The sequence below is a fragment of the Kitasatospora sp. NPDC058218 genome (genome assembly GCF_042882445.1).
Taxonomy (GTDB): Bacteria; Actinomycetota; Actinomycetes; order Streptomycetales; family Streptomycetaceae; genus Kitasatospora.
Map to the genome: position 1 here is coordinate 19,711 of NZ_JBHVWC010000011.1, position 11,470 is coordinate 31,180.

The 11,470-nt window shown below is 73.9% G+C and carries 12 protein-coding genes; 2 read left to right on the top strand and 10 right to left on the bottom strand.

Annotation, left to right across the window (positions count from 1 at the left end):
• Nucleotides 1-26: 26 nt before the first annotated feature.
• Complete coding sequence (locus ACFVYI_RS09185) at nucleotides 27-1,658, bottom strand: CocE/NonD family hydrolase (protein ID WP_387882601.1); 1,632 nt, start codon at nucleotides 1,656-1,658, stop codon at nucleotides 27-29.
• 362 nt (nucleotides 1,659-2,020) lie between these two features.
• On the opposite strand from ACFVYI_RS09185, the gene ACFVYI_RS09190 reads away from it, so the two are divergent.
• Complete coding sequence (locus tag ACFVYI_RS09190) at nucleotides 2,021-2,296, top strand: hypothetical protein (protein ID WP_387882603.1); 276 nt, start codon at nucleotides 2,021-2,023, stop codon at nucleotides 2,294-2,296.
• Nucleotides 2,297-2,357: 61 nt separating this feature from the next.
• Here the strand turns inward: ACFVYI_RS09190 and ACFVYI_RS09195 are convergent, their stop codons facing one another.
• Both ACFVYI_RS09195 and ACFVYI_RS09200 read right to left on the bottom strand, forming a co-directional pair.
• Entirely contained in the window at nucleotides 2,358-3,647 is a 1,290-nt protein-coding gene (locus tag ACFVYI_RS09195) for a glutamate synthase-related protein (protein ID WP_387882604.1), read from the bottom strand.
• Nucleotides 3,644-4,690, bottom strand: a complete 1,047-nt coding sequence (locus tag ACFVYI_RS09200) for an asparagine synthetase A (RefSeq protein WP_387882606.1) — start codon at nucleotides 4,688-4,690, stop codon at nucleotides 3,644-3,646. Before ACFVYI_RS09200 ends, ACFVYI_RS09195 begins: the two co-directional genes overlap by 4 nt.
• A 780-nt stretch (nucleotides 4,691-5,470) precedes the next feature.
• On the opposite strand from ACFVYI_RS09200, the gene ACFVYI_RS09205 reads away from it, so the two are divergent.
• Nucleotides 5,471-6,463 carry a hypothetical protein gene (locus ACFVYI_RS09205; protein WP_387882608.1) on the top strand — a complete coding sequence of 331 codons (993 nt, stop codon included), beginning with the start codon at nucleotides 5,471-5,473 and terminating at the stop codon, nucleotides 6,461-6,463.
• On the opposite strand, the gene ACFVYI_RS09210 is transcribed toward ACFVYI_RS09205, so the two are convergent.
• The 7 genes from ACFVYI_RS09210 to ACFVYI_RS09240 form a co-directional block, all read right to left on the bottom strand.
• Nucleotides 6,440-7,039, bottom strand: a complete 600-nt coding sequence (locus ACFVYI_RS09210; protein ID WP_387882610.1) for a DUF3995 domain-containing protein — start codon at nucleotides 7,037-7,039, stop codon at nucleotides 6,440-6,442. The two genes, ACFVYI_RS09205 and ACFVYI_RS09210, sit on opposite strands and share 24 nt — an antisense overlap.
• A 161-nt stretch (nucleotides 7,040-7,200) precedes the next feature.
• On the bottom strand, nucleotides 7,201-7,770 hold the full coding sequence (locus tag ACFVYI_RS09215; RefSeq protein ID WP_387882612.1) for a hypothetical protein: 570 nt from the start codon (nucleotides 7,768-7,770) through the stop codon (nucleotides 7,201-7,203).
• Nucleotides 7,767-9,122, bottom strand: coding sequence for a methylaspartate mutase (locus ACFVYI_RS09220; RefSeq protein ID WP_387882614.1), 1,356 nt, complete (start codon nucleotides 9,120-9,122; stop codon nucleotides 7,767-7,769). Before ACFVYI_RS09220 ends, ACFVYI_RS09215 begins: the two co-directional genes overlap by 4 nt.
• Nucleotides 9,119-9,640 carry a cobalamin B12-binding domain-containing protein gene (locus ACFVYI_RS09225; RefSeq protein ID WP_387882616.1) on the bottom strand — a complete coding sequence of 174 codons (522 nt, stop codon included), beginning with the start codon at nucleotides 9,638-9,640 and terminating at the stop codon, nucleotides 9,119-9,121. Before ACFVYI_RS09225 ends, ACFVYI_RS09220 begins: the two co-directional genes overlap by 4 nt.
• Nucleotides 9,640-10,833 (bottom strand): branched-chain amino acid aminotransferase, encoded by a 1,194-nt coding sequence (locus ACFVYI_RS09230; protein WP_387882618.1) that lies wholly within the window; start codon nucleotides 10,831-10,833, stop codon nucleotides 9,640-9,642. The genes ACFVYI_RS09225 and ACFVYI_RS09230 overlap by 1 nt, the downstream gene beginning before the upstream one ends.
• A gap of 5 nt (nucleotides 10,834-10,838) precedes the next feature.
• The gene (locus ACFVYI_RS09235; RefSeq protein WP_387882619.1) at nucleotides 10,839-11,207 is read right to left on the bottom strand and encodes a nuclear transport factor 2 family protein; all 369 of its coding nucleotides are present in this window, start codon (nucleotides 11,205-11,207) and stop codon (nucleotides 10,839-10,841) included.
• 32 nt (nucleotides 11,208-11,239) lie between these two features.
• On the bottom strand, nucleotides 11,240-11,461 hold the full coding sequence (locus ACFVYI_RS09240) for an MbtH family protein (protein ID WP_387882621.1): 222 nt from the start codon (nucleotides 11,459-11,461) through the stop codon (nucleotides 11,240-11,242).
• Between the last annotated feature and the right edge of the window lie 9 nt (nucleotides 11,462-11,470).

Sequence of the window (11,470 nt, forward strand, 5' to 3'; positions counted from 1 at the left end):
CCCCGGAATGCGCCGGGGTGCGCCGATCAGCGCACCGGCAGGGCCAGTTCGGACGGGTCGGCGGGCGAGGATCCGAAGGTCACGGTGGTGCCCGACGGCGTGCGACCGCCGTACAGGGCGTCCCGGGTGCCGAGCACCAGCGCGAGCCGGTGGCCGGCGGGCAGGTCGTAAGCGGTGTCGAAGAGCGTGACGTCCAGCGGGAACGGCTGCCCCGGCGGCCGTCCGGACCAGCTCTGCGGGGCGTGCGAGACCAGCCGGCCCACGCCGAGCGCGTTCACGTCGTAGAGGTAGGCGACGACCGTGCCCTGCGGAGCGGAGGCGGTCACCGTGGTGTGCACCCGGGCGGCGCCGCGCACCGGCAGGCCCCGCGGGTACGGCGCCGACTGCCGGACCACGACGGCGGAGCGGTCGAGCAGCGGGACGACCGCGGTCGGCGGCAGGTGCAGCGTCTGGTCGGCCAGCCCGGACAGCAGGGCGACGCCGCCGCTCGCGCCGGAGGCGGTGTCGCCCAGCACGGTCGTCCGCCAGTCGTCACCGGCCGGCCCGCCGAGGGTCTCGGCACCCAGCGCCAGGTGGTCGGTGCGGGAGCTGACGGACCGCCAGTCGGGGTGGCTCTCGTGGACACCGGCGGGGCGGACCTCCAGGTCGACCGGCTGCCGCTGGTCGCCGGGGGCTCCCTTGAGGTACTGGTCGAGCCACGAACGGGCGCTGCTCCAGGCGGCGTTCGACAGACCGAGCAGGCCGGTGAACTCCTGGCTCGCATGGTCGCCCGGGCGCAGCTCCAGGCGCTTGGGCACGGTCAGCCGCTGGTAGAAGGCGGTGATCTGGCCGGGGTTGAAGAAGCTGTCGCCCCAGGCGTTGGCCAGCAGGACGGCGGTGCCGTTGGCGTTGATCCGGTCCAGGTAGCGCGCCGGGGAGCGGGTGTCGGCCCAGCGGACGACCTCGGGCAGGTCGCGGTCGGCGAAGAGGTCGTCCAGCACCCGCGCGAACTCGGGGCTGCGGCGGCCGGTCGGGGCCTGGATCCCGGCGAGCACCGCGGCCGCCTGGACGTGCCGGGTCTGCCCGCTGTACAGCGAGTCGGTCAGGTCGGCCCAGCCGCTCAGCGAGGCGACGGCCTTGATCCGCGGGTCGAAGGCCGCGCCGAGCAGGGTGAGGCCGCCGCCCAGCGAGAGCCCCACCATGCCGATCCGCCGCGGGTCGGCCGGGGTCCGCGCGAGCGCCCAGTCGATCACCGTGGAGATGTCGGCCACGTCCTCGGGCCCGGCGACGTCGACCTCGCCGCCGGAGCCCCAGAAGCCCCGCACGGTGTAGGTGACGGCGACGTACCCCGCGGCGGCGAACGCGTGGCCCTGGGCGACGTACTCCAGGTCGTTCTGCCCCCAGCTGGCCGGCTGCACCACCAGCGGGTAGCGCCCCTGCGGGTCGGCGCCCGGGGTGCCGGGGGCCGGGGTGAACACGTCGGCCTTGAGCACGACGCCGTCCTTCGCCGGGACGTCGGCCAGCCGGAACGAACCGCCGGCGAGCGCGGGCACGGCCGGGGCCGGCGCGGCGGCCGCCGCCGGAGCGGGCCGCGCGACGGCGGCCCCGCCGAGCGCGAGCGCCGCCACGAGGACGGCGCTCGCCGTCCGGCGTCCACGGCGGGGGTGGGATCGTTCCATCACGTGCTCCATCTGCGCTCGAACCATGCGGCCGCCGAGAGCCTACGAGCTGACGGAGACTCAGAGGAGATGATGATCAGCCACATTACCGGCCAGTAGGAGACAGGGCCGCAGGGCCGCCGCCTGCGGGCGACCCCACTCCGTCGACCTCCTGCACACCCCCGACACCCCGCACGTAACCCGCACGCATCGGACACCCCCGCCGATCGACCGGGGGGCCGACCCGCCGAGTGTCCGGAATCCGGAGCTCGATGCAAGATCATCCGCTCGGATCTCCTACGCTACTGATCGGTCATCAGTTCGATGGATGGCCGACCAGCAAGTGAACCATCGAAGAACATGGGGGAATCATGCGTCGTCGCATGTCCGCGCTCACCGTCTCGGCCGTCCTCGCAGGTGGCCTGCTCCTCGCCGCCGCGCCCGCTCAGGCCGCGCCCGCCCAGGCCGCCACGGCCCGGGGCTCCATCTCGGTCAACATCGGCGAGCTGCAGGTCCAGGCCGCCAAGCTGCGCCAGCAGGCCCAGCGCCTGCGCAGCCAGGGCCACTACCAGGAGGCCAACGTGACGGACGCCCGCGCGGCCGCCATCGAGGCGCAGATCCGCCGCTACCTCGACTGCGAGCGCAGCGTCAGCTGCTGACCCGCTCCGGACGGACCCCCGCGGCACGGCGCTCCGGCGCCCGCCGCGGGGGTCCGCCGGCTCAGCGAAGAGCGGACGTGTCCTGCCGTCGGGCGGTCGCCACACCACGCGGCAACCGGACGTCCTCGGCGTGGACGTCCGCCACCCGGTACTTCCCCAGGGCGCTGATCAGGAGCCGCAGCTCCAGCGCGATGCTCTCCACGAGGCGCGCCAAACCCGCCTCGCCGTCCTCGTCCACCGCGAGCAGCGCGGCGCGTCCCAGCCCGGCGGCCGAGGCGCCCAGTGCCAGCGACTTCACGATCCGGGCGCCCTCCCACATCCGCCCCGAGGCCAGCAGCGGCCGCCCCTCGGCCCGGGCCTCCAGGAGGCACTCCCCCAGCGGCAGCCCGACCTGGCGCAGGAACGCCGTCGGCGCCCATCCGGTACCGCCCTCGGCACCGTCGACCGTCACCGCGTCCGCGCCGGCCCGCCACGCCGTCTCGGCGGCGAATCCGACGTCCCGGCCCGGGTGCAGCTTCACCCAGACCCGCGCCCGCGGGAAGTTGTTGCGCATCAGCTGGATCTGCCGGGCGAGGATCTCCGCGGTGAAGGTGCCGGGGCTGCCGCTGCGCAGGAACTGCCCGGCCGACTCCCCGAAGACGGGCTCGACCAGGTACTGCGACGACGCCCGGGCCGCCCCCTCGGCGCCCAGCAGCGTCATGCCTCCCAGACCGGGCTTGGCGCCCTGACCCGTCTTCAGCTCGAAGCCCAGCCGCCCGGTCCGCAGCAGCGGCTGGACCCCGGGGTCGCTGTAGACGAGGTTCCAGACCTCGGCGTCCGCGTCGTCGGTGCTCTGTTGCACGACCACACCGCCGACCGCGTCGGAGACGGACGCCTCCTGGTAGGCGAGCAGGCGGTCGAGCAGGCCCGGGGCCGCCGCGCCCCGGTACCCGGCCGTCGCGACGATGTTCTCCCCGATGACCATCGGGATCCCCAGCCGCCCCGCCTGCCGGCTCGCCGCCAGGCCCAGGTCGCCGCTCGCGACGCGGGTCGAGCCGAACGCCGAGACGTACAGCGGCAGCGCGGACCCGAACCCGCCGACCGTGGTGCGCAGGTCGACGTCCGAGTGCAGCGGCTCGCGCCCCAGGTCGATGAGCTTCTCCAGGCGCAGCGGCATGAACACCGGCGGCACCAACCGTGCGGCGTCGACGAGGTCGAGGGTGTCGGTGCCGCTCCCCTCCTCCGGAGCGCACGGGCGACCGAACACGGTCGCCCCGTAGTCCTCACGCGCCGGGAACACCGCCGCCGCGCCCACCCGGGCCCGGTGGCGCACCTCCGCCTCCGGAAACCCCGGCGCGCTGAGCCCGGTCACGGTGCGACCACGCCCGGCAGCTTCGGGAACGCCACCGCCTGCCACACGTGGTCCAGTCCCGCCACGTAGCGCGTCAGTCGCTCGACGCCGATGCCGAAGCCGGCACTGCCCGGAACGCCCGCCCGCAGCACTTCCAGGTACCACTCGTACTTCGCCGGGTTCTCCCCGGTCTCCCGGATGCGCCCGACGATCCGCCGGTAGTCCGCCTCGCGCTCGCTGCCGCTGGAGACCTCGCCGAACCCCTCGGGCAGGATCAGGTCGAAGTTGTTCAGCACGCCGGGGCGCCGCGGGTCCTCCTTGTCGTAGAACCCGCGCGAACCCTTCGGGTAGTCGGTGACGAAGAACGGGCGGTCGGCCTTCTCCGACAGCAACTTCTCCCCCGGCCAGTCGATTTCGGCATCGGGGTTCTGCCGGTGGTCGCGGCCGATCAGCGTGTCTACCGCCTCGGTGTGGGTGATCCGCCCGAACGGGCCGTCGAGCAGCGGCGAGAAGGCGTCGGGGTCGCGGCCCAGCAGTGCCAGTTCCTCGCGCCGGTCCCGGAGCACCCGGGCCACCGCGAAGGTGACCACGCCCTCCGCCGTGCGCATCGCGTCGGCCCGGTCGCCGTCGGCGATCTCCACGTCGAGCTGGTGGAACTCGGCCAGGTGGCGGCCGGTGCCGACGGTCTCCGGCGGCTCCAGGCGGACGTTCGGGGCGACGTAGAAGATCTTGCCGAAGGCGGTGAGCGCCGCCTGCTTGTAGAGGATGCTGCTCGTCATCAGCTTGTAGCGGTGGCCGTAGTAGTCCACGTCCACCTGCTTGGCCCCGCGCGCGCCGGGGTCGGTGACCGGGCCGATGATCGGCGGCAGCATCTCGACGAAGCCCTGCTCGGCCAGGTACTCGCGGGCCGCGGCGAGCAGGGTGTTCTGCACCCGCAGGGCGGCCCGGGTGACGGGCGAGGCGAGGTGCTCGCGCGGGCTCGGCGGCATCCGGTCCGCTGACTCCGGGGCGTAGGACGCAAGGCCAGACTGCGTCGACAGGTCGGTGCTCGGCTCGATGTCCACGTGGTGGACGCTAGCCCGGCGCCGTCGGGCACTCCGGCGGCCTCGCAGGTTCCTGAGGCTCCGCGGGGGCACCTGGTGGCGGTGGTTCGCAGGTTCCTGTCGGGACGCCCCCTCCGGCGCGGGAGCGGGGGCCCCGGTCCGGGATCGGGGCCGAAAGAAAGTCGGCCGGTCGGTGCGGAACCGCGGCACGCCGGCCGCCGCCGCAGGGGTACCTCGCGGATCTGGTGGATCGTCATCTTTCGCCGTATACAAGGGCGTTGACGGAAGCTATCCTCACGGGCGGGAATCCGCTCGGGGGAGCAGTCATGGAGGAGCTGGGGATGCCCGATCGCGCCGCGCCGGACCCGACGGGATCGTCGGGGTGCTCGGCCCCGGCGGCACGGGGACGGTCCGCCTGGACCCTGGAGGTGGACCGCAGGCCGTCCGCCGCCGAGGCGATCCACGCCGACGGCCCGACCCGCCGCGCCGGCCCCCGGTGCGAGGCGGCGGCACCGCGACGGTCCGAATCCCCGCGCATTCGCCCTGGCGGCCGATAGCTGCGCCGAACCGAAAACCTCGGATACCATTCCCACAAACCTTTAAGAACCGTACACGAACCATAATGGTGGCCCAGTGCTCGTATGGGACTTGCTCATTCTTAACGGCATTGACAGGGGACCGACTCGCCATGTTCAAACCGCACCCGTATGCTCTCGCCCCGGTGTGGTGCTCATCCGAGTTTTGGAGGACTGATGTCCGTTCAGAGCCGGTACTACGGAGTCTGCGCAGTAAGGGGAGCTCATGAGGAAGCCGTCCGCAGGCAGACCAGCGAAGGATTCGGGCGATCCGCACCCCGACCGCGGATCGCGAAGACTCACTGACCTCATCGACTCCCGGCGTGATGCGCTGCTCGACGATTACGAAGGTGCCTTGACGATGCTGGAGAACGCCATCGTCGCCGACCGCGGCGTGCGCCGGGTCCGGGACTCGGCCCCCGAGGAGAGACCGGGCCCGGCGGCCTCCGACAGGCCGTGGGCCGGCCCCCAGCCGCCGGGCGGCGCCGGCATCGAGCGGGCGCTGTCGGAAGCCATGCACCTGATCGACAACGCCCTGGCCGAACACCGCAGCGTCGGTGGCGAGCAGAGCGTGCTGGAGCTGTCCGACAGCGACGAGGCCGCCGCGCTGACCGTCAAACGGCTGGTCTCCGAGGCGCGCCGCGAACTCATCTGCGTGGGCACGCCGGAGCGCATGACCCACGGCCCGTTGCGGCCGGCGGCCGAGGCACTACGGGCACCGTCCGGCGCCACCGCGCCGATGCGGGTCCTGTTCCCGGTCCGCGGCGGCGACGACCGCCACCGGGTCCGCGCACTGCTCCCCGGCGACGGCCGCAACCAGTCCCGCGTCACCGAGGCACGGCTTCAGGAGATGGTGCTCGCCGACCGCCGGACCGGCCTGCTCATCTCCCAGTTCGGGCCGGATCAATGGCAGACGCTGATCATCCGCAGCCAGGCGATTCTCACGGCGCTGCACGCGCTCTTCCTGCACAGCTGGGAATCCGCCGCACCGATGCTGCCGGTGTCGCTGCTGGACGATCCGCGGCAATGCGAGAAGACCAGACTCATTCTCGCCTCACTCAGCGAAGGGCAGACGGACGACGTGGCGGCACGTGAACTCGGCATCTCGGTGCGCACCTATCGGAAATACGTCGCGGACTTCATGCGCGACATCAACGCGACCTCGCGCTTTCAGGCCGGGGTGCGGGCGGCACAGTTAAGGCTCCTGCCGGCCTCGTGACGACCACCGACCGTCCGGCGCCGGGGCCGGGACCTGCCCCGGCGCCGGCACGGTCGCGGACCGGGCGGTCCACCGGAACCGCCGCAGCGCCAGGGCGAACAGGATCCCCCAGACGAGGAACGAGAGGTCCCACACCCACAGGTGCCACCACAGGGCCTTCCACTCGATCGGCGTCGACGGCTCGACCACGTGCGAGGCCGCGAGCGCGTTCGTCACTTCGAGTGCCCCGCCGTAGAGCGTCAGCCCGACCGCGGCGGCCCACCCGAACAGCAGCACCGCGCGGCGCGGCAGCCGCAGGCCCCAGGGACGCACCAGGGCCAGCGCCAGGCCGGCGCCGACCAGCTTCAACACCCCGGTCACCCAGACCGCCACGTAGACGGCGGTGTCGCCGGCCAGGGCGCGCCGCTCGATCGCCCCGCCGACGGTGTCGAGGAGCGCCCGGCCGCCGGCCCCCCAGTAGAAGCTGATCCCGGCGAAGAGCAGTCCCCAGACGCCCGCCGCGTAGGCGGGCCAGGAGGGCGGGGCCGTCCCGGCGGATCCGGCCGGCTGCGTGACGCGGGCCGCTTGGATGTCCATGAGCGCACCTTCGGTGTCGGGGCTGAACGGGCTGAACGTCCTGCGAACGGACTGAACCGGCTGGACGGGCTGAACGGGCTGAACGTCTTGCGAACGGACCATCGGGCGGTCCCGGCCGGGCCTGTTCTGCGTGGCGCCGTCGACACCGTGCGTAGCGCCTCTCACGCTAGTGCTTTTCCGACGGCCCGTAGGACGTCTCGCCGGATCAGCCCGCTGCCGGCCCGGACCGCCAACCAGTACGCCGCGAAGGTCCGCCCGGTCGCGGCGTCGGTGCTGAGCACGCGCGTCTCGGTGATCAGGTCGGTGCCGCCGTCCTCGGCGACGAACCGGAAGTTCATCGCCACCTTCGACCAGCCGGGCTCGGCGAACGCGGCGAACTCGTCGGCCGTCCACTCCCCCGCCCGTGGTGGCTCCGTCGGACGCATCGAGGCGTAGCGCGCGACCTGGACCAGCACCAGCTCCCGCGGCTCGGCGGCGATCAGCAGCCTCGGCGGCATGGAGTCCATGACGCGGGCGTCGCCGAGGCCCGGCGCGATGCCCCGGCGCCACGCCCCCGGGCCGCCGCGCACGCGCATCAGCGCGGTGGTGACCGACAGGTCACGCACCCGCAGGTCCCACAGGGCGTCCCAGGCCTGCTGCGGGCCGGCCGGCAGCCGCCGTCGATGGACCTCGTGCTGGTCCCACCGCGGCATGAGCAGGTCGAGGTGGCTCGGCCGGTCGGCGTGCGTCATCGGTCCTCCCTCCGCCCGCCCGGCAGGGCCGTCGCACCGCCGGCGAGGGCACGGCCGTCGGGCTCCCTGTCGTAACGGTCCCTCATGAAGGACAGCGCGGTCAGCAGTTCCGTACTGCCGAGGCGGCCGGAGCGCGAGCGCCGGGCCGCCCTCCCCAGCGGCAGCAGCCCGGTGTCGGACCAGGCCAGGCGCCCGTCCGGCTCGATCCGGCTGCGGGTCCGACCGGGGTTGTCGGGGTGGAGGCAGTACGGCACGTCGAGGAAGCCGCGCTCCACGCCGGCCCCCAGCGCCCGGCCCACGTCGCCGTGCAGGTTCAGCACCGCCTCGACCAGTGCTCGGGCCTCGTCCAGGACACCGCTGTCCGCCGGCCGGTCCGCCGGGCCTCGCGGCGGCCGCCGCGAGGCCGCCGCGACCGCACCGGCCAGCTCCAGCGCTTCGACGTTCTCCGCGACGGTCGGCACCCGGGAGGCCTCGGCGGAGGTCTTGACGATGAGCCGCGCCGCGCCGCCGCGCACCGCGAGTTCGGCCGAGTCGCACAGCAGCCGCAGCGCGCCCTCCCGGGTGACCGGGTACACGCCCATGTAGGTGTACAGGACGATGTGCCAGTCCAGGTCGCCCAGGTACTCGGCGGCCAGGGCACGCAGGGCGCCGAGCGCCTCGCGGTCCTGGCTCCGGCTCGTCTGCTGCGCGTAGCTCAGCGAGACGGTGCGGATGCCCTGCGCGCGGAAGAAGACGCATTCGAGCACGGTGATCGCGATCAGCAGGCTCGGCGGACACAGCTGGCCGAGCATGCAGCCGCCGAAGCTCTCCAGGTGCGGCTCCGTCCCGCGGGTGTCACGCAGCCGCAGGAACAGCCGGCACGCCCGCGCCCACTCCCGGATCGACTCGCGCACCGGGACCCTGCCGTACGGCAGGCAGTAGGAGATCGGCCCGCCCTCGGTGGCGTCCAGGCCCAGGGCGGTCAGCGCCTCGACGATGTCGCAGGGCTGCGCCGAGCCGTGCCGGACCTGGACGGGGAACTCCGGCCCCGCGAGCCCGTCGAGCACGCCGCGGGTCACCTCGGCCGGGTGGCTCACGATCGGGTAGCCGTTGAGCGGCGTGCCGGCGGCCAGCGCGGTCCGCGCGCTGGTGTAGTCGCGGACCCGGGTGTAGCTGTCCAGCGTGATCGTGCCCACCGAGGTGGCCCGCGCCGCACGTGTCGCGCGCAGGCCGCCCCGCATGTCCACCGGGTCGCTGAAGCCCATCCGCGGCTGCACCACCAGGTCGCCGCGGCGGTGGGCCGCCGCGACGAACGCCGCGAACGTCCCCGGCGCCTGCGTCGCGACTCGGGGGCCCGCCGCCGGTGCGCTCACCCGGTCACCGCCGGGCGCCCGCCGGCGAGCACGGCCAGGTACCGCGTGAACGAGACGATGCCCGCGCCGTCCTGGAACACCGCGCCGAAGCCGGCCGCCAGCAGCGCCCGCACCCGGACGGCGCCGACCTCGCCCGCCACGCCGAGCTTGCCGCCGATGACGGCGGGGATCCCGGACAGCTCCTCGACCCGGCGCAGCGCCGTGATCATCCGGGCGCCGTCGATGTGCCCGTGCCCGTTGACCGAGCTGACCACCAGCAGGTCCGGCCGGTGCCGCAGACAGGCCTCGACGACCTCGTGGTCCGGCGTGGTGGCGCCGAGACCCACCACCTCCCAGCCCAGCTCCTCCAGCAGCAGCCGGAGGTACACCAGGTTCCAGGTGTGCGCGTCGGAGGAGACCCCGGTCAGCACCACGGTGCCGCGGCCGGCCGCGGGCGATGCGAGGCCGGGGGCGGCCGGGCTGTCGCGCGCCGGCGCGTCCGGGCCCGGGGCCGGCTGCCGGACCGGCAGACGAAGCATCACGACGCCCCCGTCACCGGGGCCGGGAGCCGGTCCAGCCAGCCGTACCGGTCCGGGACCCGGCCGCGTTGGACGTCGGCGAGCCGGGCGTGCAACCGGGCGGCCACCGGGCCGGCCCGGCCGCCGCCGATCGTCCACGCCCCGCCCGCGGACTCCGCGCGCGCGACCGGGGTGACGACCGCGGCGGTGCCGCACGCGAACGTCTCGGTCATGGCGCCGCTCTCGGCGTCGGCCCGCCACTGCTCGACCGAGATGCGCCGCTCCTCGACCGCCAGGCCGGTGTCGCGGGCGAGCGTCAGCAGCGAGTCGCGGGTCACCCCCGGCAGCAGGGTGCCGGTCAGCGGCGGCGTCACCAGGACCGCCTCCGGGCCGGAGCCGTAGACGAAGAACAGGTTCATGCCGCCCATCTCCTCGACCCAGCGGTGCTCGGCGGCGTCCAGCCACACCACCTGCTGGCAGTCGTGCTCGGCGGCCTCGGCCTGCGCGAGGTAGCCGGGGGCGTAGTTGCCCGCGCACTTGGCCTCACCGGTGCCGCCGGGCGCGGCCCGGGTGTACCGCTCGCAGACCCAGACCGACACCGAGGGCGCGTCCGGGCCGAAGAACGCCTCGGTGACGAGCGCCACCACCAGGAACTCGTAGCTGCGCGAGGGCCGCAGCGCGAGCGAGACGTCGGTGGCGAACATCAGCGGGCGCAGGTAGAGGCTCTGCGTCGGGTGCGACGGCACCCAGTGCTCGTCCACGGCCAGCAGCTCCCGCACCGCCCGCACGAAGAGGTCCTCGGGCAGCTCCGGCATCAGGAAGCGGCGCGCGGAGCCGGCCATCCGGCGGGCGTGGTCGGCCGGGCGGAAGGCCGCGACCGTGCCGTCGGCCTGCCGGAACGCCTTCAGGCCTTCGAAGATCACCTGGCCGTAGTGCAGGCCGACCGTGGCCGGGTCCAGGACGAGCGGGCCCCACGGCCGCACCTGCGCGTCGTGCCAGCCGAACTCCTCGGACCAGCGCAGGGAGACCATGTGCTCGGTGAAGACCTGCCCGAACGCCGGCTCGGCGCAGCGCTCGGCGATCTCGGTGGCGGTGGCCCTGGCCGTCTCGGGCAGCGGGGTGCGGTTCCACCGCGGCGGGCCGGGTGTCGTCAGCGCGGGGCCGGCGGCGGCCCGGGTGTCCGGTGCAGCGGATACCAGAGGTGTCGGGTTCATCGCGGTCAGACCATCGGGCTGAAGAAGAAGGTGTCGCGCCGGGCGAACCGGCCGTCCTCGCCCACCGCGAAGAAGTCGGCGAACCGCAGGGTCACCCGGCTGCCGTCCTTCAGCGTGCCGGAGAACTCGCCCTGCACCGCCACCTGGTCGTCGGAGACGACGACGGTGTGCAGCGAGTGCGTGCCCTCGGCGATGACGCGGTCCGCGCCGTAGAAGCACTCCAGCTCGGTGCGGCCGATCAGCGGGGGGTAGCCGGGGCGGTGGTAGACGGCGTCCGGGGCGAACAGGTCGAGCAGGCCCTCGATGTCGCTGGCGTCGACCAGCTCGTAGTAGTGCCGCACCGTGGTGCCGGGGGCGCCGGTGATGGGGGACATGTAGGTCGTTCTCCGTTCTGGGACGAGCGGGATCAGGCCCGCGGTGTCTCGGTCATGGCGCGGACCAGGCTCGCCGGCCGCATGTCGGTCCAGTTCTCCTCGACGTAGGCCAGGGCGCCCTCGCGGGGTCCGGGCCCGTGGGCGACCGTCCAGCCGGCCGGGACGGCGGCGAAGCCGGGCCACAGCGAGTGCTGTCCCTCGTCGTTGACGAGCACGAGGTAGCTGCCGTCGGGGTTCTCGAACGGGTTGGTCATGTCTCTTCT